The following is a 25,367-nucleotide window of genomic DNA, read 5'->3' as shown; positions in this document are numbered from 1 at the left end:
CTGCATGGCAATCGGGTTTACGCCAGCGATAAAAATCTACGGGGCCAACGCGACCCTGATCAATCAGCGTCTGATCAGTTGGGAGCACATCGATACCGCCGGTATTGAGTCCGATCAACTGACGTTGGTGCTCGATCTGGAAGGTCTTGAAGGGCTGCCGAGCCTGGGTGGCAAAATCGGTTTGTGCGTGGGTTATCTGGAATCCGGGCTGGTGGATAAAGGCCAGTTTGTGGTGGCCCGGCGTACGCCGACACTGTTTCCGTTTCGCGTGTCGCTGGTGGCGACCGCCGCGCCGTTCAGTGCGGCGGACGAGAGCGGATTTCAGCAGCGCCGTTCGGCCAGTCATGGCCCGACGACCCTCGGTGCGTTGTTTCGCCAACTGACGGCCAAATACGGTTTTTCGCCGAGGGTGGATCCGTCAGTGTCGCTGATAAAGATCGCGCATATCGACCAGTCGAATGAAACCGACATGGGCTTCATCTCGCGCTTGGCGACCAAGTATGGCGCCATCGCCAAACCCTTTAATGAGCTGTATGTGCTAGCGCGGCCGGGCCAGCTCAAATCGTTGTCGGGCAAGGTATTGGCGGACGTAAGACTGTCGGTTACGCACAACAATCGCCCCGGCGACCATGCGTTCATCACCGCGACCCTTGATGATTCCGCCAAGGCCAAAACCCAGGGCTGCCAGATCAGTTGGTGGGACGCTGCAGCCGGTTTGCTGCAGATGGTTGAAACCGGGCTCGCGCCGTTCAAGACCCTGCGCCTGAATTGCCAGAACGCAGAAGAAGCGCAGGCGATTGGCGAAGGTGAAGTGCGCAAAATGGGCCGTGAAAAGCTCAAGGTGAAAATCAGCTGTCCGGGCAATCCAGACTTCTCGGCTGAAGGGCTGGTCCTGCTGGACGACACTTGGCCGGACTTTATGCGTGGGCGCTGGTCGATCGACAAAGTCACCGCCAGCGGCGACCGCACCAGCAGCTATCGCTGCATGATCGACGCGACGTGCATCGATCCCGGAGCTGAAGCCATCGTCTGATCAAACCCCACACCAATTCACAGAACCCTGTGGGAGCGAGCCTGCTCGCGAAGACGCCAGCACATTCACCAACAATGCCGCCTGACCCACCGCTTTCGCGAGCAAGCCTGCTCCCACAGTTATCTACCTGGCAATTTCAATAAAACCCTGGAGCGCCCTCATGAAGATCACTCCGATCCTCACGCAACTGCGTGCCCAATGCCCAACCCTTGCCAATCGCATCGCGGCCGGCATCGACCTCACCACCCTGCAAGCCAACACCCCACTCACAACCCCTTGCGCCTACATCGTCCCCCTCGCCGATGTCGCCAGCAAAAGCCTCGCGCAGAACCTGGCGCTGCAACCCATCCGCGACCGCTTCGAAGTGACCCTGGTGCTCGACACCACAGACGCTACAAAAGCGCTGGATCTGTTGCACGACCTGCGCGCCGAACTGTGGCGCGCGCTGGTGGGTTTCAAGCCCGGCACGGACTACGACGCCATCGAATACGACGGCGGTGAATTGCTTTCCATCAACGCCAGCCGCGCGTTGTATCGCCTGCGCTTTTTCGCCGAATTTCAGCTCGGCCGCAATCTGCCCAATCAACCGGCAGAGAGTTGGCACGAGCGTGAACTGGACGGTCTGTCGTCCTTTACCGGGGTCACGGTGCGGGTCGATGCCATCGACCCGGCCGATCCCAATCTGAAACGCCCAGGCCCCGACGGGCGCCTGGAACTGACTTTCTCTGGAGATGTAACCCCATGAGCAAACGCATCACCGTGCTGCCGGCCCCAGGCCGTGTCGTGCCGGACCCGGAAGCGGGCGATCTGTTGCCCCTCGAGGGCCGTGAAGTGCCGGATAACGCCTGGTGGCGTCGACGTCTGGCCGATGGCGATATCACTACCAAAGCCGTGAAAGCGGCCAAACCACAGGGAGCCAAATAATGGCGATCGGATTCAGTAACATCCCCGCGGACATTCGTGTTCCGCTGTTCTACGCCGAGATGGACAACTCGGCCGCCAATAGCGCGTCGTCGGCCATGCGCCGGTTGATCGTCGCTCAGGTCAACGACAACATCGCTCCGGCCGACGTCGGCAAACTGGTGCTGGTGTCCAGCGTCGCGCTGGCCAAAAGCATCGGCGGCCAAGGCTCGATGCTCGCCTCGATGTACGAAACCTGGCGCAAGACCGACCCGATCGGCGAGATCTGGTGCCTGCCGCTGCACAACACCACTGGCAGCATCGCCAAAGGTGTGGTGACCCTGACGGGCGCAGCGACCCAGAGCGGCGTGCTTAACCTGTACGTCGGCGGTGTTCGTGTTCAAGCGTCCGTCGTCAGCGGTTTCACGGCGGCCCAAGCGGCCAGCGCACTGGCGCTGAAAATCAACGCTTCTGCCGATCTGCCGGTGTCCGCGGTTGCGGCCGAAGGCGTCGTGACCCTGAGCGCCAAATGGACCGGCGACAGCGGCAACGACATCAGCCTGCAATTCAATCGCCTGGGCAAGAGCAACGGCGAAGAGACCCCGGCCGGCCTGACCTCGGCTGTGACCGCCATGACTGGCGGCGTCGGTGTACCGGATCAAGTGGCTGCCGTTGCGGCATTGGGTGATGAACCGTTCGAGTTCATCTGCATGCCGTTCTCGGACCTGAGCACCCTCAACACCTGGCAAGCCGTCATGGATGACAGCACCGGTCGTTGGTCGTGGGCCAAGCAATTGTTCGGTCACGTCTACAGCGCCAAGCGCGGCACCATCGGCACGTTGGTTGCCGCTGGCCAGGCGCGCAACGATCAGCACATGACCATCCAGGCGCTGGAACCGGGTGTGCCGCAACCGTTCTGGGTCCAGGCCGCTGCACTGGCCGCGCGCACTTCGGTGTTCATCTCGGCTGACGCCAGCCGCCCGACCCAAAGCGGCAGCCTGCCTGGTCTCGACCCGGCGCCGGCCAGCGAACGCTTCACCCTGACCGAGCGTCAGTCGCTGCTTAACTACGGTATCGCCACCGCGTACTACGAAGGCGGTTACGTGCGCATTCAGCGTTCGATCACCACCTATCAAAAGAACGCTTATGGTCAGGCTGACAACTCCTACCTGGACAGCGAAACCATGCACCAGTCGGCGTTCATCGTGCGTCGCCTGCAAAGCGTGATCACCAGCAAGTACGGTCGCCACAAGTTGGCCTCCGACGGCACCCGTTTCGGCGCCGGCCAGCCGATCGTCACCCCGAGCACCATTCGCGGTGAGCTGATTGCCCAGTACGCCAAGCTCGAACTGGAAGGCCACGTGGAAAACGCCGAGCTGTTCGCCGAGCACCTGATCGTCGAGCGCGACGTGCAGGACCCGAGCCGAGTCAACGTGCTGTTCCCGCCGGATTACATCAACGGCCTGCGTGTGTTCGCACTGCTCAACCAATTCCGTCTGCAGTACGACGACGCCGCTTAAAAGCCTGCTCCTTGAATGTAAGGAACGTGTGATTTCAGCCCACTTTGCGTGGGCTTTTTATTTGAAGGGAGAAACACCATGGGTCAACTGATTGCGGGCACCTGCTACGTCAAAGTGGACGGCGCTCAACTGACCATCAATGGCGGCTGCGAAGCACCACTGATGTCCACCAAACGCGAAACCGTCGTGCCGGGTTTCTACAAGGAAACCGACATCGCACCGTCGTTCAAAGTGACGGCGCTGCACACCCCGGACTTCCCGCTCAAGCAACTGGTGGCGGGCGTGGACATGACCGTCACCTGCGAATTCAGCAACGGCAAAGTCTATGTGCTGGCCGGCGCTTACCTGGTCGATGAGCCGGCGTCCAAGGGGGACGACGCCTCGATCTCGCTGGTCTTCAACGGTGTGAAGGGGACCTGGCAATGAGCGGCGCCGTGAAGCTTCAGGTTGCGATCGAAGCCCACGGCGAGCCTCTGACCGAACTCAACCTGCGCCGTCCGACGGTGCAGGAAGTGCGGGCGATCAAGGCGCTGCCGTACAAGATCGACAAAAGCGAAGAAGTGAGCCTGGACATGGACGTCGCGGCCAAATACATCGCGGTGTGCGCCGGCATTCCACCGTCGTCGGTCAACCAGTTGGACCTGGCTGACCTCAACGCGCTGAGCTGGGCCGTCGCGAGTTTTTTCATGAGTGCGGCGTCGGAGCCATCACCGACCTGATCGCAGTCGCCTATGACCTGGCCTGGTTCTGGAAGGTTGACCCCGAACAGATGATGGCCAGGCCACTGGATGTGCTCCGCGAATCCCTGGAGCACGCGCAACGGATCAATGCGATGCAGCAGGTGCAGTGATGGCAGATGAAGACACGATAAAAAAATCGGTGCTGTTGACCGGCATCGACGACCTGTCCCCCAAGCTCAAAGCCCTTGTTTCAAAGGTCGACAGCTTTAAACAGAATCTTGAACAGGCCGGCCTCGGCAAACTGGATATCAGCGGCCTGTTCAAGGGCGGTAGCGTGATCACGCCGTTCGTGGACGGGATCAAGGCGTCCGATGCGTTCAAGGGGAAATTGGCCGAGGTCAGTGAGGCTGCCAAAGGCGTTGATTTGCCGAGCGCGCCGGTAACCGCGACGCAAACCATGAACGTGTTCAGTCAGTCAATGAGCACGGTTTCCTCCGCGATTGATGCGGCGTTGTTGCCGGCGGTCGCGACCCTGGTGGTCGGCCTTGAACCAATGCTTAACAGCGTGGGAACACTGCTCAATGACAACCCGAAACTGGTTGAAGGGCTGGCGGCCGGTGCCATCGCGTTCTCGGCGATTCAAACCGCAGTAACGGGCGCAACCCAGGTGTTTGACGTGATGAGTCTGGTGATGAAGGCCAACCCCATCATGCTGATCGCCACGGGCATTGCCTTGGCCGCCGGGTTAATCGTAGCCAACTGGAAACCGATCTCGACGTTTTTTGCCGGGCTCTGGCAAAAGATTGCGCCTGTAGTGATGCCGATGGTCGAGTTCTTCAAGACGATGTTCAGCTTCACGCCCATCGGGCAGTTGATCAGCAATTGGGGGCCCGTTACCGCGTTCTTCTCCTCGCTGTGGAAAGGCATCGAGGCTGTAGCGGGGCCCGCGATCGAGCTTTATAAACTCTGGTTTGCCTGGCAACCCCAAGGGCTGATCCTCAGTAATTGGGGGCCAATCAGCTCGATCATTGGGGCGATTTTCGGGCGCCTGAAAGACAACGTGACCTCGGCGTTTACCTTCATCAAGGCGTGCTTCGACTGGACGCCGCAGGGCATGATTCTGAATAACTGGGGGCCGATAACAGGGCTGTTTGCCGCCATTTTTGACTTGCTGGTCGCACTGGTCGTGCCGGTGAAAGATGCGCTTCGCACTCTGTTCAACGACTACTTGCCGATGGATAAGATTGCGGAGCTCTGGGGCGGTGTTCCTGAGTTCTTTGCCGGGATGGAGGAGAGCATTCGGGAGAAGATGGTGGCGCTGGCGGCTGTCTTCGGCATCCCGTTTACTGGTTCGCCCCTGGACCTTTTCACGCAGAACTGGTCACCATTGACCAGCGTCGTCAGCGAATGGGCGGACAAGATTCAGACCCTTATGGCGCCGATCAGGGAGATGTTTGGCGGTAGCTTCGGTGGCTTTATCACTAAGGTGACCGGCAAGATCGAAGGCCTGGCTAATGACCAGAAAAAGACCAACGCCGAAGGCAAAGGTGAATTTGCGCCCGCGTTCTTTGGGGCCAGCACCGAGCCGTCCGCAAACGCATTGGCGGTGCCCGACAATTCGCCGCAAAAACCTTCAATGCAAGCCGGCTCCCTGACGCAAAACTCCAGCGCGCTGATCCAGCAAACCGCTGCCAACAACCGCACGCAACTCGAAGGCGGCCTGACCGTACGCTTCGAAAATGCGCCGGCCGGACTGCGCACCGATCAGCCGCAAACCAATCAACCGGCGCTGGCGCTCAACTCGCGCATCGGCTACCGCTCACTTTCCCTGGGAGGCTCCAATGAGCTGGCGTGACCGTTTATTGCCGGCGTCCTTTCGAGGTGTCGGTTTCTGGGTCGATCAGGCGAAAACCCCGGTCGGCAAAAAGGGTCAGTTGCACGAGTATCCGCAGCGCGACTTGCCGTTTTACGAGAACCTTGGCCAGCAGGCAAAGATTCACGATCTGACGGCGTTTATCGTCGGTGCCGATTGTCTGGAGCAGCGCGACAAGCTGCTCAAGGCGTTGGAGCAGGGCAGTGGTGAACTGGTCCATCCGTGGCTGGGACGTTTGCAGGTCAAGGTCGGCGAATGCGACATGACCCACACCCGCCAGGACGGCGGGCTGGTGACCTTTGCGCTGAAGTTTTACCCCGATGAACCGCTGCCGTTTCCGACGGCGACGGTCAGTACGCAGAAAGTGTTGCTGGTGTCGGCGGACAGTTTTTTAGGTTCGGCGGTGGCACGCTTCGAAGACGCGATGACCTTGATCAAGGCCGCGCGGATCGGCATTGCCGACCTGCGCAACAGCATCAAGGACATCTACGGCGTCATCCAGCAACAGTTGCAGCCGCTGATTGATCAATACAAGCAGATCAGTGAGCTGGTGAAAGCGGTCAAGGAATTGCCCAAGGAAGTGGCGGCTGAATTCAAGGGCTTGATCGGCGACATCAAGGAGCTCAAGGACTTTGCCCGTGACGGTTATCGTGGCGTGATTGCCAACGTCTCCCAGCAGGTCGAAGCCATCCGCAAGGCTGACGCGCCGAAGATCACCACCGGCAAGGACACCACCGCCGCGGCCCAGGCCCTGGCCAATCTGGTGCAGGACACGTTGCTGGTGCAGGCCGCCCAATGGGTCGCCGCGATGCCAGTGGCCTCCAAGGTGGTCAAGCTCGGGTCCACGCCGTCGCTGGAGCAACAAGCCGAACAACCGGTGCAGCGTCAAGCCGTGCCGGTGGCCGATGATGTGCTGGCGTTGCGCGCAGCCCTCAATGAGGCGATCCAGCAAGCGTCGAACAAGGCGGATCCAGCGCACTATCAGGCCATGACCGACCTGCGGCATAAGCTCAATGCGCATCTCACGGCCGTTGCATCGTCGGGTGTCCGGCTGGTCAGCAAGTCGTTCCAGGAGAGTTTTCCGGCCTTGGTCGTCGCCTACAAACAGTTGGGCGATGCGACGCGGGTGGAGGAAGTGATCCAGCGCAACGGCGTGGTCCATCCGGGTTTCACCCCGCCGAATGACCTGAAACTCTCGGGGGAGTAAGCCATGAGTGAACTGGATAACAAGGTCACCATGACCGTTGACGGCCTCGAATATGGTGGCTGGAAAAGCGTGCAGATCACGGCCGATCTGGAGCGTCAGTTCCGCACCTTCAAACTCGATATCACCTGGCAATGGCCAGGGCAAACTCTGGTGCGACGGATTCAACCCGGCGCGCCATGCGAAGTGCGGATCGGCAACGACCTGGTGCTGACCGGGTATGTGTTCAAGGCGCCGATCAGTTATGACGGGCGACAAATCAGCCTGAGCGTCGAAGGCAGTTCGAAAACCCAGGACCTGGTGGATTGTGCGGCGACCAATCGTCCTAACCAATGGCATCAGCAATCATTGCTGAGCATCGTTGAGGCGCTGGCGTCGTCGTATTCGATCTACGTGGCCAGTGAAATTGCGGAAACCGCCCGGCTCGGCAGTCACACCATCGTGCCGGGGGAAACGGTGTTCCAGTCCATCGACCGCTTGCTCACGTTATTCCGGGTGTTTTCCACCGATGATGCCCAGGGCCGGGTGGTCCTGGCCCGACCGGGCAGCGGTGGGCGCGCCAGCGATGTGCTGGAACTGGGCAAGAACATTCTCTCGGCCAACGCGCCGATGGATTACAGCCAGGTGTTCTCCGAATACCGGGTCATTGGCCAGCAGAAAGGCAATGACCAGAAGAGCGGGGCGGCGGTCAGCGAGGTCGAGGCGGTGTCCGCCGATCTGGGCTTCAAGCGCAAGCGGGTTACGGTGATCAATGAAGGCGCGCAGATTACCTCCGAGCTGGCGCTGCAAAGGGCCAACTGGGAAGCCGCCACCCGCGTCGGCAAAGCCTTGACCACCACTTACCAGGTGCAAGGCTGGCGCCAGGCCAATGGCGATTTGTGGCGCCACAACACGCTGGTCAAGGTCAAGGACCCGGTGCTGGAAGTGGACGGCGACATGCTGATTTCCAAAGTCACTTACTCGCTTTCGGCGCAGGGCTCCGTCACCACCTTGCAAGTCGCGCCGCCGCATACCTTCGACGCCAATCCGACGCCGCCCAAGAAGACCTGAGGCGGCGCGCTCACACGCCCGATCTTTGAAGGAAACCCAATGAGCCTACTGACACGCCTCCTGGCGCGCGGCACTGTCGTGCTCGCCAACTCGGCCACCAAGCTGCAATCGCTGCAAATGCGCCTCACCGCCGGTGAAGTGAACGACGACATGGAACACTTCGAACCCTACGGCTTCACCAGCAATCCGCTGGCCGGCGCCGAAGGTATCGCCACATTTCTGGGCGGTGACCGCTCCCACGCCATCGTCCTGGTGGTCGCCGACCGCCGCTATCGCCTTAAGGCGTTGGCCCAGGGCGAAGTGGCGATCTACACCGACGAAGGCGACAAGATCCACTTCAAGCGCGGTCGGATCATCGATATCCAGACCGCGACACTGAACATCCGCGCCAGCAGCGCCGTGAACATCGACACCCCGACCCTGACCCAGACCGGCAAGATCGTCTCCCAGGGCGACCAGGTCGCGGGCGGCATCAGCCAGATCAAACACGTGCACGTCGGCGTGCAGGCGGGCAGTGGCCAGACCGGTGTGCCGGCGGGAGGCCAGTGATGCTCATCAGCCAGAACCTCCACGCCGCGCTGACCCGTTCGGTGCTGATCAGCCTGTTCACCTGGCGCCGTGCCGCCGATGACGATGCCCTCGATGATGAGGAACGCTTCGGCTGGTGGGGCGACACCTTTCCCACCGTCGCCGACGACCGCATCGGCTCGCGGCTGTGGCTGCTGCGTCGGGTCAAGCTGACCCGGCAAACGCAAATGGACGCTGAGTTCTATGCCCGCGAAGCCCTGCAATGGCTGATCGACGACGGCCATTGCAGCGCCATCGACATCATCAGCGAACGCCTCGACGCCCAGCGCCTGAACCTGCGCACGGTCCTGACCCTGGCCGATGGCGAGCGCCTGGACATCAACCCTGATAACAGTTGGCAGGTGATCTATGCCGTTTGAAACCCCTTCGCTGCCGGTGCTGATCAAACGCACCCAAAGCGACCTGGCCAGCGATTCGCTGCGCCAGTCCGATGCGCAAGTGCTGGCCCGTACCCTCGGTGGCGCCGCCTATGGTTTGTATGGCTACCTCGACTGGATCGCCGAGCAGATCCTCCCGGACAAGGCCGACGAATCGACCCTGGAACGCATCGCCGCCCTGCGTCTGAACCAGCCGCGAAAAGCCGCGCAAGCCGCCAGCGGCAGCGTCAGCTTTACCGCCAGCGCGGGTGCCGTGCTGGATGTCGATACGCTGCTGCAATCGAGCGACGGTCGCACCTACAAAGTGACCGCGTCGCGCACCACCAGCAATGGCCTCAACAGCACCACCATCGCCGCGCTCGACGCCGGCAGCCTGGGCAATGCCGATGCCGGCATGACGCTGATCCCGGTCCAACCGATCCTGGGCATTGTCGGCAACAGCTTCACGGTGCTGGCGCCGGGGCTGATCGGCGGGGTTGCCCGGGAAAGCCTGGAATCCCTGCGCTCCCGGGTGATCAGTTCCTACCGCATCATCCCCCACGGCGGCTCGACGCAAGACTATGAAACCTGGGCGCTTGAATGCCCTGGTGTGACCCGGGCCTGGTGTCGCAGCCCCTACGAGAAGCTGGGCATCGTTAACGTGTACATCATGCGTGACGACGATCCGCAACCGGTGCCGAATGCTGCGCAACTGGCCGCTGTCCAGGCCTACATCGAACCGTTGCGACCAGTCACGGCTGAGATGCATGTGCTGCCGCCCGTTCAAGTGCCGGTCACCTACAAATTGACCCTGACCCCCGACACCACCGCTGTGCGCGCTGCGGTCGAAGCGCAATTGCGTGATTTGCATAACCGCGAAGCCGGTCTCGGCGACACCTTGCTGATCAGCCATATCCGCGAAGCGATCAGCAGCGCCACGGGCGAAAGTGACCACACGTTGTCCGCGCCCACCGTCAATGTCGACGCCGACATTAACCAACTGCTGACGTTCGGAGGCTGCATATGGGGGGGCTGAGAACCGCCGCGCAATACCACGCGCAACTGCGCAGCCTACTACCGAGCGGCCCGGCCTGGGACCCCGAGCGAGTACCGGAACTGGAAGAGGTGCTGGACGGCATCGCCCAGGAACTGGCCCGCCTCGACGCCCGCGCCGCCGACCTGCTCAACGAAATGGACCCGGCCGGCGTCAGCGAATTGGTGCCGGATTGGGAGCGGGTGATGAACCTGCCCGACCCATGCCTGGGCGCCACGCCGTTGTTCGACGACCGACGTCTGGCCGTGCGCCGCCGGCTGTTGGCAGTGGGCAGCCAGGCCATCAGTTACTACGTGGAAATCGCCCGCACCCAAGGTTATCCGAACGCCACCATCACCGAACTCGAAGCCCCGCGAATGGGCCGCTCACGGTTTGGCGCGGCGCACTTCGGCACCTGGCAGGCGCAGTTCATGTGGACGCTGAACACCGGCGGCCGCTTGCTGCTGGGACGGCGCTTTGGGGCGAGTTATTGGGGTGAGCGGTTTGGCATGAACCCGGGCTCGGCCCTGGAATGCCTGATCCATCGCAGCGCCCCGGCGCACACCAAGGTGCATATCAATTATGACTAGGGAGTAGAGGGATGGATTATCCGAAAAGTGTGCCCAGCGCTGGGTTGGTCAATGGGAAGTTTGTGGATGAGAACCCGTTGATGGGCACGCCGGGGTCGTTGATTCCGGCGAGCTGGGGCAATGGGGTCACGAGTGAAATTCTTGAAGTGATTACCGCTGCCGGCCTGACACCGAGTGAGTCCAATCTGACTCAGCTTTTGGGAGCAATTCGTAGTGTCAGTCGCTCGTCTGCGGGGCTCGGCATCCAGCGCTTCACTGCAAATGGCAGTTTCACTGTCCCCGCAGGTGTTACGAAGATTTGGCTCAGCGGTTGTGCCGGCGGTGGCGGTGGAGGTGCTTGTCCTGGCGGCACCAGCGCCATTGCTTCAGGAGGTGGCGGCGGTGGTGCCGGTCAACCGATCATCAAACTATTGGTAGCGGTGACGCCTGGTCAGGTGATCCCTATCGTCATCGGCGCTGCGGGAATGGGAGCAACCGCTGGAGTGGCGGCAACGGCGGGCGGCAATACGCTCGTGGGGGCATCAGGGGCTCTGCTTGTGTTGTCCGGCGGCAGTGCAGGCATTGTAGGTGTCAACGCCTCCGGGTTTGTTCCGGGCCCCACTGGAGGGCAGGGCTTTCCTGCCGGCGGTGATGCGACAGACACCGTCGCCAATGTAGCCGCCGGGTACGGGGGATTTGGGGCAAGTGGACCTTTCGGCTCTGGCGGAAGTTCTGCCCGTTCCGGCACGAGTTCAGGGTATGCCGGCAAACCGGCGTATGGTTTCGGCGCTGGCGGCGGTGGTGCGGGAGGCTACTACATTTCGGGTGCAGGCCTGGCCCAGCCAGGTGGTCAGGGAACGCCCGGCCTTATGATCGTCGAATGGTGAAAACATGACAAAACAAGTGCTTTATTGCCGTCACTCAGGTGTGGTCATTGAATGGCAAGACACCGAATTGTTCGCCTATGCAGCGCCCGCGACTGATGCGGCCGTTTTGCAAATTACCGCTGAGCAATGGGTCAGGAAGGAGTTACCGCACCTGGTTTTCAAGGGCGAGCTGACGAACGTCGTAGTACCGCAGCCCTCCCCAAGGCATTGCTGGGACGGTAGTCAGTGGGTATTGGATCTCGCCGATGCGCTGGCGTTGAATGATCTGAACGTTGATCAGCTTTGTGCTCGGGTGGACGAGGCGGCTGACAATGCTCGTCAGATGATCGCTGGCGACCCGCTGCGTGCGATGGAGTACGCCCAAGCCGCCGCTGACGCCCGGGCTTTTATGGAAGAGGGCTATCCGAAAAAAGAAGTACCGCTGTCGGTAGCGGCGTGGGTTGTAAAAGGCCGGACCGCCAAACAGGCTGCCGATCAGATTGTCGCCAAGGCCGCTCAATTCAACGAAAGCCTGCTGACACTTCGAACCCTTCGATTGAAGGCTAAAGCGCAAATCAAAGCTCATATCGCCAAAGGCAAAACAGATCTGGCTAACCAAGTTAGCGAAGAAGCCATTGCGGCGATCCGTAACGTGGTGGGCGAGTTGGTTAGCTAGTTCATTTGAAGTACCCGCTATATCCAACGCCCACTCACCCGTGGGCATTTTTTTTATTCGAACATGAGCTATGTGGCCGTTGTGCCAATGGTCTTGCAGGGCTTTTATTACAGGGAGCAGAACGATGGATTATCCAAAAAGCATCCCCAGTATCGGACTGGTGAATGGGCGGTTTGTCGATGAAGACCCAGTGGCCGGTACGCCTGGATCGTTGATTCCGGCGGTGTGGGGAAATTCGGTTACGCAAGAGATTTTGAGTGTGGTTGCTGGCGCTGGAATGGCGCCATCGGAGGGAGACAACGGCCAGTTGCTGAAGGCGATCCAGGCGATTATTGGTGTGACCAGCCCGATGCGTTCGGTGATTACCCGGCTGGCGGCATCGAAGATGCTGGCGCCAGAAGAGCTCGGTTTGGTGTTGATTGATGCAAGTCCCACTGCCGCCATCGTTACCCTGCCAGCGGCCAACACCGGTTTGGGGGTTCGTGATGTGATCGTGCGACGGGTGGATAACACGGGTCATCGGTTGGTCGTTCGCTGTTCGGAAACCGATTCCATCAAGTTTCACACCCATCTGAGTGCTGGTGGCTATCCGTTTTTGGTGTTGATGGGTGCGGGCGATTGGTGGCACCTGCGCAGTGATGCCTCGGGTAACTGGTGGCCTGTTGGGCGGTATGACGGTACGGCGCTGGGACGGGCAGTTTTTGAGACCTCTACGACGGTGATGCCGGGTGGATATGGTGCGCTCAATGGATCGCTGCTCAATCGTACCGAGTGGCCGTGGCTTTGGGATCACGCTCAACAATCAGACATGTTGCGCTCCGAAGCCGACCGGGGTGGCGCGTGGACAACAGGAGATGGTTCGACGACCTTCCGAACGCCCGAAGCCCGAGGCGAGTTTCTCCGTTTACTTGCCGAGGGACGTGATGTCGATCCGGGGCGCACGCCGGGATCGTGGCAAAAGGGCTCCTTGGTGCAAGGCGATAACGGTGCCGGTGACAATATTCTGTTTGCATCGCATATCAATACCCAAAGAACGTTGTTGGGGCTTGATGGGGCTGTTTATACCGACTACTCGGGGGCAAGCGTCAGATACATCGCATCGCCACCTCCTGTTATGCAACTGCCCGAGTCCGAGTTGATCAACCACGGTGGCGTTACACGTCCTCGCAACATCGCCTATCCCGGCCGTATCAAACTTATCTGAGGTGTCCATGTTTAATTATTTGATTGATAGCGCGGGCGCCTTGTTGGGGCCGGTAGAGTTTTTCGTTACGCCAGGAATCGGTATTCAGCTGCCCAGTAACGCTGTTGAACTTTCCTATGAATTGCCGACCCCGGAACAGGGTCGGACATGGGCGTTGGTCAACAATGTTCCGCGGGAAGTGATTGACCGACGCGGCCTGGTTTATCGCAAAGAGGGTGGTGCGCAGCAGATCTGGAGTGAGCTTGGAGAGTTGCCGGAAAGTTTTACGGCTGAGCCATGGCCGGGTGATTACTACGTTTGGGCGGATAACGCCTGGAAACTTGACGAGGCGGCTCGGTTGTCCGATCTCAAAAATAAAGTCTTGGCCAAGCGCGATGTTTTGCTGCGCGAAGCTGTTCTGCGTATTGCGCCACTTCAATACGCCGAAGACATCGGTGACGCCGCGCATGATGAGCAACTGGCATTGATGGAGTGGAAGCTCTACAGCGTTGAACTCAATCGCATGGAACAACAAGTAGGTTTTCCAAGCGAAATCAATTGGCCGGTCGTTCCTGGTTCCTCCGCGAAACAGTAGACATTCGGTATCGCCTGGTACGGAGAAGCAAAAGTGGATTATCCAAAAAGCATTCCCAGTGTTGGCCTGGTCAACGGCTGGTTTGTTGATGAAAACCCTATCGTCGGTACTCCGGGGTCGCTGATTCCCGCGGTCTGGGGCAACAGCGTTACGCAAGAGATTTTGAGCGTGATCAAGGCGGCCGGGCTAACCCCCGACGAGGCGAAGACCGACCAATTGGCGATGGCCATTGGCGCCTTGGTCGACTTCACCAAAATGAAAAACACTCCGACCACTTTAAGTGGGTATGGGATCACCGATGCAACGGGGCGGCTACTGGCGGTAAAGCAGTTCGAGACGGTAGGCATTACTTTTTATCGTCCCAATCCCAAGGCCAAACGGATTCGCGTGCGGTTGGTTGGTGCTGGTGGTTCCGGAGGTGGTTGCGCGCCTGTCGCGGCGAATTATCAGGCTTTGGGCAGTGGCGGTGGTTCGGGCGCGTATGCCGAGAGCCTCTATGACGTAACGCCGGAAATACTGGCTGGGGTGCCTGTTTCGCTGGGTGCTGGTGGCAGTGCCCGCAACACGACTGGCCTGGCGGGGGGCGGTGCTTCCTTCGGGTCTTACATGAGTGTTGCGGGAGGTTCGGGCGGAGAAGTCCAGTTATTTTCGGTGACAGCAACTTCGTCTGCTTTTATCCAGGGGGGTAATGGTGGGCAAGCTGTCACGGGAGGGAACCTTTCCAGCGCTCGTGGCATAGCCGGACGCTACGGGATGAGTAATGCAAACTGGGGCACTCGCTCTGGTGAGGGTGCCGCTAGCCCATTCGATGGCGGAGGCCCCGCATCAGGTGTGAACGGCAATGGGTATCCAGGAGTGCGAGGATCGGGTGGTGGCGGTTCCTGTTCCAGCAGTACTTCTGCTTCCATTCTCGGCGGGGCTGGCGGTAATGCCTTTTGTGAAATATGGGAGTACGAGTAATGGCTATTTATGCTCGGGTAGAAGACGGCGTTGCGGTTGAACTGATTGATACCGGCGATTATGCGATCACCCAACTCTTTGCACCGTCTTTTATAACGTCAATGGTTCGTGTGCCTGACGGTGTTGTCGTTGAATTGGGGGCGCCGATTGGCAGTGGCAGTCAGACAACTGCGCCTCTACCAAAAGTGGAGAGTGCGCCAGCTATCGACACACTCAATGACATCACTGACGAATCTGTTGGTTTGGTACGTGAATGGCGCCAATCCATTCTTTCGAACAGCCAATGGCTGCTGAACCGGCATCGCGATGAGCAGGAACTTGGTCGTGTGACGAGTCTCACTGCGAAAGAGTACCTGGAGCTGCTGGAGTACCGACAAGCGCTGCGCGATTGGCCGGCCTGCGCAAATTATCCAACAGCTGTATCCCGGCCACAGGCTCCAGACTGTTTGGCAGACGCTTTTGACGCGGATTCCAACTATTAACTGAAAGGACATGGACGATGGATTATCCCAAAAGCGTACCCAGCGCGGGTTTGGTCAATGGAAAGTTCGCAGATGAAAACCCACTGACCGGTGTGCCAGGATCTTTGATTCCGGCCAGTTGGGGCAACGGCGTTACTCAGGAGATTCTGGGGGTTATCAACAGTGCGGGCTCTTCCGCGGATGAAAGTGATAACGGTCAATTGAACGCGGCGATCAATACACTGATTACCAAAAAGCAAAATGAAAGTCTGGCGACTCAAGAAGAAGCCGAGTCAGGTGTCAATGCAACTAAGTTGATGACACCACTGCGGGTGTTTCAAGCGATTGCAAAGAAGGTGCTACAGGCGACAGAGTCCATTGTAGGCACTGCAAAAATTGCCTCTCAGGCCGAAGTCAATGCGGGTGTTAGTGATGCGTCTATCGTGACACCGAAAAAACTCAGACTTGGGTTTATGGTCAGGCTGGGAATTTCTGGCTACATCGTTTTTCCTTCCTGGATGGGCGGGTTGATCCTTCAATGGATCAGCGGCACCGCGAGTCAGGCCGCCAATAGCGGTTATGGCGACATCAACTATTGGCCATTGGCGTTTCCCAATGCGTTGTTTCTTGCGGTCGTCACTCATGAGGGCACGGCGTCAGGAACGTCTATGACGTGGAACAACGCGTCAGTGAGTCGGCTTTCAGGTCTTAACGTGCGTTGCCCGGATTGGCCCTCCGGCTCCATTGCCGCCCGTGTTATCGGAATAGGGTACTGAATATGTATTATTTTTCTCCGACTACTTCTGGTTTTTATCATTCAGAATTGCACGGTGCCAATATCCCTTCGGATGCCTTTGGAATCAGTGATGGTGAATATTGCGCACTGGTGTCAAATGCTCCCAAAGGAACGGTTCTTTCCTTAAACAGCAACGGACGTCCGGAACGGTTTGTAATGGCCGTACAAACCAATGAATCCATTGAAAGGGTCTGGCGAAACAAGACGCTTGAGCTGACTCAATGGTTGGTCGTCCGCGATGGTGAAGAGTTGGAAATGGGCGAAGGCACCACACTGAGTTCTGTGGAGTTCAAAGAGTTGCTGGTTTATCGGCAAAGTCTCCGGGAATGGCCTTCAGCAGAAAATTTCCCTGAAGTGGACTATCGCCCTGTCGAACCGCAATGGCTTGAAGATGCACTTCTGAAAAGTCACTAACCCTCCTTTAACGCTAAGAGTGGATAGATGGAAATGTCTGTCACGAATGACCAACTAATAAGCATCATGCCCAACGCCCGCTCCCAAGCGGGCGTTTTCATTTCCCCCCTCAACACCGCCATGACCCGCCGCAACATCAACACCCCCAAACGCATCGCCGCGTTCCTCGCGCAAGTTGGCCATGAATCGGGCCAATTGCAGTACGTGCGCGAACTGGGCAACAACCAATACCTGAGCAAATACGACACCGGCACTCTGGCCCTGCGTTTGGGTAACACGCCAGAAGCCGATGGCGACGGCCAGAAGTACCGAGGCCGGGGCTTGATTCAGATCACCGGTCACACCAACTACCAACAATGCAGCCTCGGTCTGTTCGGCGATGAACGTCTGTTGTCTCTGCCCGAACTGCTGGAACAACCGCAATGGGCTGCTGAATCGGCCGCGTGGTTCTGGGAGCTGAACGGTCTGAATGAATTGGCCGACCGCGACCAGTTCAACACCATCACTCGCCGGATCAACGGCGGCTTGAACGGCCTCGAGGATCGTTTGCAACTCTGGGCGCGGGCGAGGGCGGTGCTATGTCAGCCTTCGGCCTGATCCCCTGGCGGGTGATGGGCGTCGTTGTGCTGGCCGGGTTTGCGGCAGTGCTGGCCTGGCAGGTTCAGGATTGGCGCTATGGCGGGCAACTGGCGGAACAGGCCCGGTTGCAGGGCGAGACGCAGAATCAGCTGACCCTGACCGCCGCCACGCAACAACAGGCCGAGCAAGACAAGCGCCTGGCCCTGGAGCAACGGTTGTCGGCCAGTGAACAAACCCATTATCGAGCGCTAAGCGATGCCCAACGTGATCAAGGTCGCCTGCGCGATCGTCTTGCCACTGCTGATGTGCGCCTGTCAGTCCTCCTCGATGCCCATGACGTTGCCGCCACCTGTGCAATGCCAGCCGCCGCCGGCACCGGCGGCGTGGATCATGGCGCCCCAAGAGCCCGACTTGACCCGGCGCATGCTCAACGAATTATCGCCATCACCGACGCCGGTGATCGCGGATTGATTGCCTTGCAGGCTTGTCAGGCCTATATCAAGGCCATCGTTCGCTAACATTTTGATCGGTTCTGTATCTTGCAAGCGCGATGTGCTCGTGTACGGTGGTTCCATTCAGCCCGATCAGGAGAGGACCGTGAAAGAAATCACCCAACTGGCCGCTGAACTTGGCAGGCGCTTGCAAGTTCTCAATGCCCACGTCACCACCGCCGAGTCCTGCACCGGCGGCGGGATCGCCGAGGCGATCACCCGCATTCCCGGGAGTTCGGCGTGGTTCGAGGCCGGTTACGTGACGTACTCCAACCGCCAGAAAACCGTGCAACTGAATGTGCCCGAGGGGTTGTTCGAGACGGTGGGGGCGGTCAGTCGCGAAGTGGTCGAGGCCATGGTTCGTGGCGCGCAGGACAAAAGCCACGCGCAGTTTGCCGTCGCGGTCAGCGGAGTGGCAGGTCCGGACGGCGGTTCTGCGAGCAAACCGGTGGGCACCGTCTGGCTGGCCTGGGGCGTCGGGGAGGCCTTGTTCAGTGAGGTTCAGCACTTCCCCGGCAACCGCGACGAGGTCCGCCGACAAACGGTCAAGGCCGCGCTAGAGGGGCTGCTGCGCCATGCCGCTGGAGAAATCTCAAATCAGGGGTAGGCGATCCTTAATCGCTGTGGAATAATACTGGCTACTTATACAGGTGTTGGCCGTCAGGCCTTATTGATTACGTGAGGACTTTAATGGACGACAACAAGAAGAAAGCCTTGGCTGCGGCCCTGGGTCAGATCGAACGTCAATTCGGCAAGGGTGCCGTAATGCGTATGGGCGATCAGGACCGTCAGGCGATCCCGGCTATCTCTACTGGCTCTCTGGGTCTGGACATCGCGCTCGGCATTGGCGGCCTGCCAAAAGGCCGTATCGTTGAAATCTACGGTCCTGAATCCTCCGGTAAAACCACGCTGACATTGTCCGTGATCGCCCAGGCTCAAAAAGCTGGCGCGACCTGCGCATTCGTCGACGCCGAACACGCCCTCGACCCTGAATACGCCGGTAAACTGGGCGTCAACGTCGACGACCTGCTGGTTTCCCAGCCGGACACCGGCGAGCAGGCCCTGGAAATCACCGACATGCTGGTGCGTTCCAACGCGGTTGACGTGATCATCGTCGACTCCGTCGCCGCTCTGGTGCCGAAGGCCGAGATCGAAGGCGAAATGGGTGACATGCACGTAGGCCTGCAAGCCCGTCTGATGTCCCAGGCGCTGCGTAAAATCACCGGTAACATCAAGAACGCCAATTGCCTGGTTATCTTCATCAACCAGATCCGTATGAAAATCGGCGTGATGTTCGGCAGCCCGGAAACCACCACCGGTGGTAACGCGCTGAAGTTCTACGCTTCGGTTCGTCTGGACATCCGTCGTACTGGCGCGGTGAAAGAAGGTGATGAGGTTGTCGGTAGCGAAACCCGCGTCAAGGTTGTGAAGAACAAGGTCGCTTCGCCGTTCCGTCAGGCCGAGTTCCAGATTCTTTACGGCAAAGGCATCTACCTCAACGGCGAGATGATCGACCTGGGTGTGCTGCACGGTTTCGTCGAGAAGTCCGGCGCCTGGTATGCCTATGAAGGCACCAAGATCGGTCAGGGCAAGGCCAACTCGGCCAAGTTCCTGGCAGACAATCCGGAAATCGCCGCGAAGCTCGAGAAGCAACTGCGTGACAAGCTGCTGACTCCGGCGCCGGACGTCAAAGCATCGCCAGTCAAAGAGACTGCTGATGATCTGGCTGACGCGGATATCTGATTGATCCGATGACCGCCGTACTCGATACACTCGTCGCGGTGCGGCGAACCGCCATGGACCTGCTCGCGCGACGCGAGCACGGTCGAGTCGAGCTGACGCGTAAACTGCGTCAGCGCGGCGCTCTCCCTGAAATGATTGACACTGCACTCGACCGATTGACGGAAGAGGGCTTGCTGTCCGAATCCCGTTACCTCGAAAGCTTCGTTTCCTACCGTGCCCGTTCCGGTTACGGCCCTTTGCGCATTCGCGAAGAGTTGAGCCAGCGCGGCCTGCAACGTCCCGACATCGAACTCGCCTTACGCGAGAGTGGTATCAACTGGCAGGAACAACTGGAAGACACCTGGCGCCGCAAGTTTGCCGGGCATCTACCGATAGACATGCGCGAACGTGCCAAACAAGGGCGCTTCCTGGCTTATCGGGGGTTTTCCATGGAGATGATCAACCGCTTGTTCAGCGGTCGAGGGATGGATGATTAAATAAAAACGGCCCGCTATTTCGATAGCGGGCCGTTTTTTTTGCCTGTTGTTTACGTCACCTTGGACGGTTCCCGCGTGCGCTGTTGCGCCTGGGGTTTGGGCTGTGCCCAGTTTTCCGGCAGGTTGATGAAGTCCACCAGCTCCCGCAAACGCCCATGATCACGGGCATTGAAGGTGAAGGCCAGTCGCGCCAGATGGCTGAACTGCGGCTCATCATGCTCCTCGCCGTTATACACATGCTGATGGAAGTGGTCGCTCAGGCACAGGTCGGCGAAAGCCGTCTGCATGTGTTCGAGCGCGCCGTCGCTGAGCGGGTAATTCATGCGAATCACAAACTGATGCTTGAGCCAGCGGCTGGAGTGGAAATTGCTGTAGAACTGGTTGATCTGCGCCACCGCCTCTTCGGCGCTGTAGACCAGGCTCACCAGCTTCATGTCGGTGGGCAGGATGTAACGGTTTTCCTCCAGTTGATGGTGGATGAAGTCCAGCGCGCCCTGCCAGAACGTGCCGCCCGGCGTATCCAGCAGCACCACCGGCACCAATGGGCTTTTGCCGGTCTGGATCAGTGTCAGCACTTCCAGCGCTTCGTCCAGCGTACCGAAACCGCCCGGACAGAGGACCAGCGCGTCGGCTTCCTTGACGAAGAACAGCTTGCGGGTAAAGAAGAAGTGGAAGGACAGCAGGTTGCTGGTGCCCTGGACGGTAGGGTTGGCATGCTGCTCGAAGGGCAGGGTGATATTGAACCCCAGGCTGTGTTCCAGGCCCGCGCCTTCGTGGGCGGCGGCCATGATGCCGCCGCCGGCACCGGTAATGACCATCAGGTCCGAGCGCGCCAATGCGGCGCCGAGTTCCCGGGCCATGCCATACAGCGGATGTTCGATCGGCGTACGGGCTGAGCCGAACACAGTGACTTTGCGCCGGCCCTTGAACTGCTCCAGCACACGGAACGCGTGCTCCAGTTCGCGCAGGGCCTGCAGGGTGATCTTGGCGTTCCAGCGGTTGTGATCTTCTTGGGCCATGCGCAGCACGGTCAGGATCATGTCGCGGTAAATCGGGATGTTGGGGCTGTTGGGTGAAACCAGGTTGAGTTGCTCTTCGACCTTGCTGGTGAGGTCGTGGCCGCTTTCTTCAAAATGACGGCTGAGGAGGTCATTCGGTTGGTAAGGCATTCAACTTCTCCTTGCATGCAGGCTGTGTTTTTTCCAGCGAGTGAAAAAAACCTTCGCAACAACAAACGCATAACGGGCCGCTCCTTTTCGGCCTGACAGTCAATGTGAATACGCTAAATCTAGTACCTCTGGATCAATTGCGCTGGCTTGATCATTGCGCCGCAAAGTCTTTCCTGGCAACCGCTTATTAATGATTTGCAAGGTGGTTTCACCGCTCGTCTGAACGCAGGCCCGCTGGCTGTGGCTCTGATTTACTAAGTTACAGGCGTGACACGACAACTTTGCGTCAAAGGCAGTACGCGAAGTTCATGCGGTTCAGGGATGTGAGTGGGCAGGGAGGCGGGAAATCATGGCCAGATTGATTCTGGAGATCGATGCGCAACTGTATCGATTATTGAAATCGTCAGCCGAGACCAATCATTTGAGTCTTGAAGAGGAGTGCTGCCGGCGTCTGGGCGGTGGCGAGCGCCGTTCGCGTTATTTGCAGGCCCTGCTGGCAGAACTGCGCGCCGAGGATGAACAGCGGCGCGCCAATTCCCGATGATTACTTCTTCTTGGCCGGGGCCGCTTTCGGGCAGTCCGATTCCTGATAACTGGCGGAACCGACCGAGCGGTTAGTCTTCACTTCAGTGAAGTCGTAACGCATGACGGCGCCCTTGGCCATCAGCTTGCGGAACGATGGGTTGGTGCAGACCGAGGCACCCAGCTGGAAATACACGGCTTTCGGATCGGCACGCATCTTGTCGGCGTGGCTGCTTTGCACGCTCAAGTGGTTGATCAGGGTATTGCCTTCGACGGTGTAGCCCTGATCAAGAATGTCCTCGTTGATCGCCCGTGGTGTGCCGACGCTGCTTTGTACGGCGACGTTGCGCAGCTCTCTGTTGAGGTTCTGCTCACTCAAGGAAGCAGCCTGAGCGCTGAAGGACGACGCCAATAGAACGGCAGCGGTGGGAACGATAAGGCGCAGCATGAAACTCTCCTGGTTCAGTGACTGGTTGGTTCGACCCGTCACGTGACTGTGCGTTCAGTGGCGGCGAATTATAGGGGAGCGGGCCCGGACGGTACAGGCTTGCGCCGACCGCTCTGATAAACTGCCGGCACTTTCTGCCTTGCCGAGTGGTTTTTGTGTCGATTTTCTCTATCTGTCGGCGTTGCCTGCGATGAACCTTGAAACCCCACGCTTTGCGGCGAACGCCGTGGCCCGCTTGCGCGACGAGCGCGAAGAGGAAGGCATCAAGCCGATCCAGGCCCGTGGCTGGCGGGCAACCCGTTGCCGTGCCTGCCGAGTGATCGAGAGCCATTGCCTGTGTGCCTGGCGCCCGCAGGTCGAGACGCGTTCCGGCGTGTGCCTGATCATGACCAACAAGGAAGTGTTCAAGCCGAGCAATACCGGTTGGCTGATCGCCGATGTGGTTCGCGATAACCATGCGTTTATCTGGTCGCGCACGGAAACCGATCAAAAACTGCTGGACCTGCTGGCCGACCCGCAATGGCAGCCGTACCTGGTGTTTCCGGGCGAGTATGTCGAGCCTGAGCGCGTGACCAACACCGTCGACATCGAGAGCAGCAAGCGGCCGCTGTTCATTCTGTTGGACGCCACGTGGACCGAAGCCCGGAAGATTTTCCGCAAAAGCCCTTATTTTGACCGGTTGCCAATCCTCAGCCTGCTCCCGGAGAAACTCTCCCGCTACCGTTTGCGCCGCTCGACCCGCAGCGAGCACCTGTGTACCGCTGAAGTAGCAGCGCTGTGCCTGGACCTGGCGGGTGATACCGACGCGGCCTCGGCACTGGACGCTTACTTCGATGTGTTCAGCCAGCATTACCTGGACGCCAAACATCAATTGGATATGAATGTTGAAACGCCGGCCCACGCCGAGTTGATGCCTTTCGTGCAGAACACGGTTCCGGTCATCGGCTGATTGTCGCCCATACTGCAAAGAACTGTACCGGCCAAGCACCTTGACCACCCCGGCTTCGCTGGGCATGCTTGGCGCCGATTGGGGCGCGGCCAGAGTTTGAAACGCCGTTTGATCATGTAGTTGGCGTTGAACGTGCCCTGTTGGTGCAGCTCCGTGGCTGTGCCTTGAGTTGTTTGAAAAACAGGATCATTTGAAAAATGGCCACATACGAAATCCTGATAGCCGATGACCACCCTCTCTTTCGAAGTGCATTACACCAAGCGTTGACCTTGGGCCTGGGCCCGGACGTCCGTCTGGTGGAAGTGGCGAGCATTGCCGAACTGGAAACCCGCCTCGACGAAAAATCCGACTGGGACCTGGTGCTGCTGGACCTGAACATGCCGGGGGCCTACGGATTTTCCGGGCTGGTGCTGTTGCGCGGTCAGTACCCACAGATTCCGGTGGTGATGGTCTCGGCCCAGGAAGAAGCCTCGATCATGGTCAAGTCCCGTGAATTCGGCGCCAGCGGTTTCATTCCCAAGTCGAGCGACCTGAGCGTCATTCAAAAAGCCGTGCGTGCGGTGCTTGATGGTGACGTCTTCTGGCCGCCCCAGGCGTTCGAAGCGGTCAGCGTGTCCGCGGAAGCCAAGGCTGCCAGCGAGGGGCTTGCGAGCTTGACGCCCCAGCAGTTCCGGGTGCTGACTATGGTCTGTGAAGGGTTGCTGAACAAGCAGATCGCCTATGAGCTGAGCGTGTCCGAAGCGACGATCAAGGCGCATGTGACGGCGATCTTCCGCAAGCTGAACGTGCGGACTCGAACCCAGGCGGCGTTGCTCTTGCAACAACTTGAGTCAATTTCCAGCCATTAAAGCGTTACGTATTCACGCTTTTTTGACTTTATTTACTCTAGCTTTCCCATTCCCTTTTGGTCAGTTGCCTACCCTATGTCACCTTTTAAAGGCCAAACCGGCCTAAAACGCATCCTCAACGCCTCCGGCTACTCGCTGGATGGCCTGCGCGCAGCCTTTACCGGTGAAGCGGCGTTTCGGCAACTGGTGTTGCTCAACGTCATTCTGATTCCGATTTCGTTCTTCCTGAACGTCAGCCGGGTCGAGCAGGCGCTGCTGATTGCCGTTTGCCTGCTGGCCTTGATCGTCGAGTTGCTTAATTCGGCGGTAGAAGCGGCCATTGACCGCATTTCCCTTGAGCTGCACCCATTGTCCAAGAACGCCAAGGACATGGGCAGCGCTGCACAGTTCGTGGCGTTGACCATGATTGCGCTGGTGTGGGCGGTGATTCTGCTTTAAGCGATGGTGGGCAGCACGATCTCGTCGCTGCGCTGAACCCCGGCGGTGAAGGCGCGGCACAGGTCGAGGAATTCGCGCATCGCCGGTGTCTGAAATTTCTGTTTGTGCCAGATGAAATAGAACTGCCGCGCCAGATCCAGATCCGGTGTCTCCACCGCCACCAGGCTGCCGCGGCGGAACGCATCACGCAGTGCCAGCCGTGAAATACAGCCAATCCCCAAGCCTGACTCTACCGCGCGTTTGATCGCTTCGGTGTGTTCCAGCTCCAGGCGAATGTTCAGCGCGCTGCGATGATGACGCATGGCCTGGTCGAAGGTCAGCCGCGTGCCAGAGCCCTGTTCACGCAAAATCCACGCCTCTTGGCTCAGCTCTTCCATGCTCGCGATGCCACGTTTGGCCAGCGGATGCTGGGGCGCGCAGAACACCACCAGTTCATCCTCGACCCAACTCTGCACTTCGATGTCCGGGTGGCTGCAGTCGCCTTCGATCAGACCCAGATCAATTTCATAGTGAGCGACTTGTTGCACGATGTTGGCTGTGTTCTGTACGTGCAGCTTCACTTGGCTTTCCGGGTGGCGCTGCATGAAGCTGCCGATCAGCAGCGTCGCCAGGTAATTGCCGATGGTCAGGGTCGCGCCGACGGCCAGGGAGCCGAAACCGGACTTGCCATTGAGCAGGTCCTCGATTTCCTTGGACTGATCGAGCAGCGCCACCGCCTGGGGCAACAGTTGTTTGCCGAGGGCGTTGAGGCTCAGCCGTTTGCCGGCGCGGTCGAACAGCTGACAGCTGGACTGGCGCTCTAGCTCGGTGATCGAGGTGCTGGCCGCCGATTGCGAGAGGTTGAGCAGACCCGCAGCACGGGATACGCTTTCCTGCTGAGCGACGGCGACGAAGACTTGAAGTTGACGTAGAGTAAATCGCATATCTATATAACCGATAACCCTTAT

General features: G+C 59.1%; 33 protein-coding genes. 30 read left to right on the top strand and 3 right to left on the bottom strand.

The genetic code is table 11. From position 1 onward, the window contains the following. Positions 1–4 precede the first annotated feature (4 nt). The 26 genes from HKK52_RS14330 to recX all read left to right on the top strand — a co-directional run bounded on the left by HKK52_RS14330 (position 5) and on the right by recX (position 20,046). Positions 5–1,033, top strand: coding sequence for a phage late control D family protein (locus HKK52_RS14330; protein ID WP_123511959.1), 1,029 nt, complete (start codon positions 5–7; stop codon positions 1,031–1,033). A 160-nt stretch (positions 1,034–1,193) separates the two neighbouring features. Continuing rightward, positions 1,194–1,778 carry a phage tail terminator protein gene (locus tag HKK52_RS14325; protein WP_169371362.1) on the top strand — a complete coding sequence of 195 codons (585 nt, stop codon included), beginning with the start codon at positions 1,194–1,196 and terminating at the stop codon, positions 1,776–1,778. After that, the gene (locus HKK52_RS14320; RefSeq protein ID WP_007907211.1) at positions 1,775–1,957 is read left to right on the top strand and encodes a DUF2635 domain-containing protein; all 183 of its coding nucleotides are present in this window, start codon (positions 1,775–1,777) and stop codon (positions 1,955–1,957) included. Before HKK52_RS14325 ends, HKK52_RS14320 begins: the two co-directional genes overlap by 4 nt. Next, positions 1,957–3,453, top strand: a complete 1,497-nt coding sequence (locus HKK52_RS14315; protein WP_169371361.1) for a phage tail sheath subtilisin-like domain-containing protein — start codon at positions 1,957–1,959, stop codon at positions 3,451–3,453. The genes HKK52_RS14320 and HKK52_RS14315 overlap by 1 nt, the downstream gene beginning before the upstream one ends. A gap of 78 nt (positions 3,454–3,531) precedes the next feature. After that, positions 3,532–3,879 carry a phage tail tube protein gene (locus HKK52_RS14310; protein ID WP_123511965.1) on the top strand — a complete coding sequence of 116 codons (348 nt, stop codon included), beginning with the start codon at positions 3,532–3,534 and terminating at the stop codon, positions 3,877–3,879. After that, entirely contained in the window at positions 3,876–4,172 is a 297-nt protein-coding gene (locus HKK52_RS14305; RefSeq protein ID WP_054047093.1) for a phage tail assembly protein, read from the top strand. Before HKK52_RS14310 ends, HKK52_RS14305 begins: the two co-directional genes overlap by 4 nt. A gap of 130 nt (positions 4,173–4,302) precedes the next feature. Beyond that, positions 4,303–5,988, top strand: coding sequence for a phage tail protein (locus tag HKK52_RS14300; RefSeq protein WP_169371360.1), 1,686 nt, complete (start codon positions 4,303–4,305; stop codon positions 5,986–5,988). Beyond that, positions 5,975–7,213 (top strand): DNA circularization protein, encoded by a 1,239-nt coding sequence (locus HKK52_RS14295; protein ID WP_169371359.1) that lies wholly within the window; start codon positions 5,975–5,977, stop codon positions 7,211–7,213. Before HKK52_RS14300 ends, HKK52_RS14295 begins: the two co-directional genes overlap by 14 nt. A 3-nt stretch (positions 7,214–7,216) precedes the next feature. Next, on the top strand, positions 7,217–8,260 hold the full coding sequence (locus HKK52_RS14290; RefSeq protein WP_169371358.1) for a phage baseplate assembly protein: 1,044 nt from the start codon (positions 7,217–7,219) through the stop codon (positions 8,258–8,260). Between the two features lie 39 nt (positions 8,261–8,299). After that, on the top strand, positions 8,300–8,809 hold the full coding sequence (locus tag HKK52_RS14285; protein ID WP_169371357.1) for a phage baseplate assembly protein V: 510 nt from the start codon (positions 8,300–8,302) through the stop codon (positions 8,807–8,809). Beyond that, positions 8,809–9,207: a phage GP46 family protein gene (locus tag HKK52_RS14280; RefSeq protein ID WP_123719829.1), complete on the top strand. Its 399-nt coding sequence runs from the start codon at positions 8,809–8,811 to the stop codon at positions 9,205–9,207. The genes HKK52_RS14285 and HKK52_RS14280 overlap by 1 nt, the downstream gene beginning before the upstream one ends. Beyond that, positions 9,197–10,240, top strand: a complete 1,044-nt coding sequence (locus tag HKK52_RS14275) for a baseplate J/gp47 family protein (RefSeq protein ID WP_169371356.1) — start codon at positions 9,197–9,199, stop codon at positions 10,238–10,240. Before HKK52_RS14280 ends, HKK52_RS14275 begins: the two co-directional genes overlap by 11 nt. Beyond that, positions 10,228–10,827 carry a YmfQ family protein gene (locus tag HKK52_RS14270; protein ID WP_169371355.1) on the top strand — a complete coding sequence of 200 codons (600 nt, stop codon included), beginning with the start codon at positions 10,228–10,230 and terminating at the stop codon, positions 10,825–10,827. The genes HKK52_RS14275 and HKK52_RS14270 overlap by 13 nt, the downstream gene beginning before the upstream one ends. Positions 10,828–10,838: 11 nt before the next feature. Continuing rightward, a complete protein-coding gene (locus HKK52_RS32445) occupies positions 10,839–11,693 on the top strand; it encodes a glycine-rich domain-containing protein (RefSeq protein WP_178117454.1) in 855 nt (284 codons plus the stop codon). Positions 11,694–11,697: 4 nt separating this feature from the next. Further along, positions 11,698–12,348, top strand: a complete 651-nt coding sequence (locus HKK52_RS14260; protein WP_178117453.1) for a hypothetical protein — start codon at positions 11,698–11,700, stop codon at positions 12,346–12,348. A 124-nt stretch (positions 12,349–12,472) separates the two neighbouring features. Next, on the top strand, positions 12,473–13,552 hold the full coding sequence (locus HKK52_RS14255; protein WP_169371354.1) for a phage tail protein: 1,080 nt from the start codon (positions 12,473–12,475) through the stop codon (positions 13,550–13,552). A 7-nt stretch (positions 13,553–13,559) separates the two neighbouring features. Beyond that, positions 13,560–14,126, top strand: a complete 567-nt coding sequence (locus tag HKK52_RS14250) for a tail fiber assembly protein (protein WP_169371353.1) — start codon at positions 13,560–13,562, stop codon at positions 14,124–14,126. 33 nt (positions 14,127–14,159) lie between these two features. After that, a complete protein-coding gene (locus HKK52_RS14245) occupies positions 14,160–15,086 on the top strand; it encodes a glycine-rich domain-containing protein (protein WP_169371352.1) in 927 nt (308 codons plus the stop codon). Next, entirely contained in the window at positions 15,086–15,568 is a 483-nt protein-coding gene (locus HKK52_RS14240; protein ID WP_169371351.1) for a phage tail assembly chaperone, read from the top strand. Before HKK52_RS14245 ends, HKK52_RS14240 begins: the two co-directional genes overlap by 1 nt. 17 nt (positions 15,569–15,585) lie before the next feature. Further along, positions 15,586–16,323, top strand: coding sequence for a gp53-like domain-containing protein (locus HKK52_RS14235; RefSeq protein ID WP_169371350.1), 738 nt, complete (start codon positions 15,586–15,588; stop codon positions 16,321–16,323). Positions 16,324–16,325: 2 nt separating this feature from the next. Then, positions 16,326–16,757: a hypothetical protein gene (locus HKK52_RS14230; RefSeq protein ID WP_169371349.1), complete on the top strand. Its 432-nt coding sequence runs from the start codon at positions 16,326–16,328 to the stop codon at positions 16,755–16,757. Positions 16,758–16,790: 33 nt separating this feature from the next. Next, a complete protein-coding gene (locus tag HKK52_RS14225; protein ID WP_169371348.1) occupies positions 16,791–17,354 on the top strand; it encodes a glycoside hydrolase family 19 protein in 564 nt (187 codons plus the stop codon). Continuing rightward, positions 17,336–17,854, top strand: a complete 519-nt coding sequence (locus tag HKK52_RS14220) for a lysis system i-spanin subunit Rz (protein ID WP_169371347.1) — start codon at positions 17,336–17,338, stop codon at positions 17,852–17,854. Before HKK52_RS14225 ends, HKK52_RS14220 begins: the two co-directional genes overlap by 19 nt. A gap of 79 nt (positions 17,855–17,933) precedes the next feature. After that, positions 17,934–18,434, top strand: a complete 501-nt coding sequence (locus HKK52_RS14215; protein ID WP_169371346.1) for a CinA family protein — start codon at positions 17,934–17,936, stop codon at positions 18,432–18,434. Between the two features lie 83 nt (positions 18,435–18,517). Next, the gene (recA, locus tag HKK52_RS14210) at positions 18,518–19,570 is read left to right on the top strand and encodes a recombinase RecA (protein WP_007907270.1); all 1,053 of its coding nucleotides are present in this window, start codon (positions 18,518–18,520) and stop codon (positions 19,568–19,570) included. Between the two features lie 8 nt (positions 19,571–19,578). Beyond that, complete coding sequence (gene recX / locus HKK52_RS14205; RefSeq protein ID WP_169371345.1) at positions 19,579–20,046, top strand: recombination regulator RecX; 468 nt, start codon at positions 19,579–19,581, stop codon at positions 20,044–20,046. 50 nt (positions 20,047–20,096) lie between these two features. Here recX and HKK52_RS14200 read toward each other — a convergent pair whose 3' ends face one another. Next, positions 20,097–21,215, bottom strand: a complete 1,119-nt coding sequence (locus HKK52_RS14200; RefSeq protein ID WP_169371344.1) for a TIGR00730 family Rossman fold protein — start codon at positions 21,213–21,215, stop codon at positions 20,097–20,099. 349 nt (positions 21,216–21,564) lie between these two features. Between HKK52_RS14200 and HKK52_RS14195 the strand changes: the two genes are divergently transcribed. Next, positions 21,565–21,759 carry a hypothetical protein gene (locus tag HKK52_RS14195; protein ID WP_054047053.1) on the top strand — a complete coding sequence of 65 codons (195 nt, stop codon included), beginning with the start codon at positions 21,565–21,567 and terminating at the stop codon, positions 21,757–21,759. Here the strand turns inward: HKK52_RS14195 and HKK52_RS14190 are convergent, their stop codons facing one another. Beyond that, a complete protein-coding gene (locus tag HKK52_RS14190) occupies positions 21,760–22,185 on the bottom strand; it encodes a PA3611 family quorum-sensing-regulated virulence factor (RefSeq protein WP_169371343.1) in 426 nt (141 codons plus the stop codon). A 190-nt stretch (positions 22,186–22,375) separates the two neighbouring features. Between HKK52_RS14190 and HKK52_RS14185 the strand changes: the two genes are divergently transcribed. The 3 genes from HKK52_RS14185 to HKK52_RS14175 all read left to right on the top strand — a co-directional run bounded on the left by HKK52_RS14185 (position 22,376) and on the right by HKK52_RS14175 (position 24,420). Then, on the top strand, positions 22,376–23,134 hold the full coding sequence (locus tag HKK52_RS14185) for a tRNA-uridine aminocarboxypropyltransferase (RefSeq protein ID WP_169371342.1): 759 nt from the start codon (positions 22,376–22,378) through the stop codon (positions 23,132–23,134). Between the two features lie 197 nt (positions 23,135–23,331). Continuing rightward, a complete protein-coding gene (gene erdR / locus HKK52_RS14180; protein WP_010462704.1) occupies positions 23,332–23,982 on the top strand; it encodes a response regulator transcription factor ErdR in 651 nt (216 codons plus the stop codon). A gap of 75 nt (positions 23,983–24,057) precedes the next feature. Then, entirely contained in the window at positions 24,058–24,420 is a 363-nt protein-coding gene (locus HKK52_RS14175; RefSeq protein ID WP_007947182.1) for a diacylglycerol kinase, read from the top strand. Here the strand turns inward: HKK52_RS14175 and HKK52_RS14170 are convergent. Next, positions 24,417–25,343, bottom strand: coding sequence for a LysR family transcriptional regulator (locus HKK52_RS14170; protein ID WP_169371341.1), 927 nt, complete (start codon positions 25,341–25,343; stop codon positions 24,417–24,419). The genes HKK52_RS14175 and HKK52_RS14170 overlap by 4 nt on opposite strands. Positions 25,344–25,367 lie beyond the last annotated feature (24 nt).

The sequence above is a fragment of the Pseudomonas sp. ADAK2 genome, from assembly GCF_012935755.1.
Taxonomy (GTDB): Bacteria; Pseudomonadota; Gammaproteobacteria; order Pseudomonadales; family Pseudomonadaceae; genus Aquipseudomonas.
Note: the sequence above shows the minus strand (reverse complement) of the source record. Positions and strands in the feature narration are given on the sequence as shown.

What these genes read in the sequence shown, in the direction of transcription:
- HKK52_RS14330 (WP_123511959.1), top strand. Translation starts at nt 5, where the DNA reads ATGGCAATCGGGTTTACGCCAGCGATAAAAATCTACGGGGCCAACGCG.
- HKK52_RS14325 (WP_169371362.1), top strand. Translation starts at nt 1,194, where the DNA reads ATGAAGATCACTCCGATCCTCACGCAACTGCGTGCCCAATGCCCAACC.
- HKK52_RS14320 (WP_007907211.1), top strand. Translation starts at nt 1,775, where the DNA reads ATGAGCAAACGCATCACCGTGCTGCCGGCCCCAGGCCGTGTCGTGCCG.
- HKK52_RS14315 (WP_169371361.1), top strand. Translation starts at nt 1,957, where the DNA reads ATGGCGATCGGATTCAGTAACATCCCCGCGGACATTCGTGTTCCGCTG.
- HKK52_RS14310 (WP_123511965.1), top strand. Translation starts at nt 3,532, where the DNA reads ATGGGTCAACTGATTGCGGGCACCTGCTACGTCAAAGTGGACGGCGCT.
- HKK52_RS14305 (WP_054047093.1), top strand. Translation starts at nt 3,876, where the DNA reads ATGAGCGGCGCCGTGAAGCTTCAGGTTGCGATCGAAGCCCACGGCGAG.
- HKK52_RS14300 (WP_169371360.1), top strand. Translation starts at nt 4,303, where the DNA reads ATGGCAGATGAAGACACGATAAAAAAATCGGTGCTGTTGACCGGCATC.
- HKK52_RS14295 (WP_169371359.1), top strand. Translation starts at nt 5,975, where the DNA reads ATGAGCTGGCGTGACCGTTTATTGCCGGCGTCCTTTCGAGGTGTCGGT.
- HKK52_RS14290 (WP_169371358.1), top strand. Translation starts at nt 7,217, where the DNA reads ATGAGTGAACTGGATAACAAGGTCACCATGACCGTTGACGGCCTCGAA.
- HKK52_RS14285 (WP_169371357.1), top strand. Translation starts at nt 8,300, where the DNA reads ATGAGCCTACTGACACGCCTCCTGGCGCGCGGCACTGTCGTGCTCGCC.
- HKK52_RS14280 (WP_123719829.1), top strand. Translation starts at nt 8,809, where the DNA reads ATGCTCATCAGCCAGAACCTCCACGCCGCGCTGACCCGTTCGGTGCTG.
- HKK52_RS14275 (WP_169371356.1), top strand. Translation starts at nt 9,197, where the DNA reads ATGCCGTTTGAAACCCCTTCGCTGCCGGTGCTGATCAAACGCACCCAA.
- HKK52_RS14270 (WP_169371355.1), top strand. Translation starts at nt 10,228, where the DNA reads ATGGGGGGGCTGAGAACCGCCGCGCAATACCACGCGCAACTGCGCAGC.
- HKK52_RS32445 (WP_178117454.1), top strand. Translation starts at nt 10,839, where the DNA reads ATGGATTATCCGAAAAGTGTGCCCAGCGCTGGGTTGGTCAATGGGAAG.
- HKK52_RS14260 (WP_178117453.1), top strand. Translation starts at nt 11,698, where the DNA reads ATGACAAAACAAGTGCTTTATTGCCGTCACTCAGGTGTGGTCATTGAA.
- HKK52_RS14255 (WP_169371354.1), top strand. Translation starts at nt 12,473, where the DNA reads ATGGATTATCCAAAAAGCATCCCCAGTATCGGACTGGTGAATGGGCGG.
- HKK52_RS14250 (WP_169371353.1), top strand. Translation starts at nt 13,560, where the DNA reads ATGTTTAATTATTTGATTGATAGCGCGGGCGCCTTGTTGGGGCCGGTA.
- HKK52_RS14240 (WP_169371351.1), top strand. Translation starts at nt 15,086, where the DNA reads ATGGCTATTTATGCTCGGGTAGAAGACGGCGTTGCGGTTGAACTGATT.
- HKK52_RS14235 (WP_169371350.1), top strand. Translation starts at nt 15,586, where the DNA reads ATGGATTATCCCAAAAGCGTACCCAGCGCGGGTTTGGTCAATGGAAAG.
- HKK52_RS14230 (WP_169371349.1), top strand. Translation starts at nt 16,326, where the DNA reads ATGTATTATTTTTCTCCGACTACTTCTGGTTTTTATCATTCAGAATTG.
- HKK52_RS14225 (WP_169371348.1), top strand. Translation starts at nt 16,791, where the DNA reads ATGTCTGTCACGAATGACCAACTAATAAGCATCATGCCCAACGCCCGC.
- HKK52_RS14220 (WP_169371347.1), top strand. Translation starts at nt 17,336, where the DNA reads ATGTCAGCCTTCGGCCTGATCCCCTGGCGGGTGATGGGCGTCGTTGTG.
- recA (WP_007907270.1), top strand. Translation starts at nt 18,518, where the DNA reads ATGGACGACAACAAGAAGAAAGCCTTGGCTGCGGCCCTGGGTCAGATC.
- recX (WP_169371345.1), top strand. Translation starts at nt 19,579, where the DNA reads ATGACCGCCGTACTCGATACACTCGTCGCGGTGCGGCGAACCGCCATG.
- HKK52_RS14200 (WP_169371344.1), bottom strand. Translation starts at nt 21,215, where the DNA reads ATGCCTTACCAACCGAATGACCTCCTCAGCCGTCATTTTGAAGAAAGC.
- HKK52_RS14195 (WP_054047053.1), top strand. Translation starts at nt 21,565, where the DNA reads ATGGCCAGATTGATTCTGGAGATCGATGCGCAACTGTATCGATTATTG.
- HKK52_RS14190 (WP_169371343.1), bottom strand. Translation starts at nt 22,185, where the DNA reads ATGCTGCGCCTTATCGTTCCCACCGCTGCCGTTCTATTGGCGTCGTCC.
- HKK52_RS14185 (WP_169371342.1), top strand. Translation starts at nt 22,376, where the DNA reads ATGAACCTTGAAACCCCACGCTTTGCGGCGAACGCCGTGGCCCGCTTG.
- erdR (WP_010462704.1), top strand. Translation starts at nt 23,332, where the DNA reads ATGGCCACATACGAAATCCTGATAGCCGATGACCACCCTCTCTTTCGA.
- HKK52_RS14175 (WP_007947182.1), top strand. Translation starts at nt 24,058, where the DNA reads ATGTCACCTTTTAAAGGCCAAACCGGCCTAAAACGCATCCTCAACGCC.
- HKK52_RS14170 (WP_169371341.1), bottom strand. Translation starts at nt 25,343, where the DNA reads ATGCGATTTACTCTACGTCAACTTCAAGTCTTCGTCGCCGTCGCTCAG.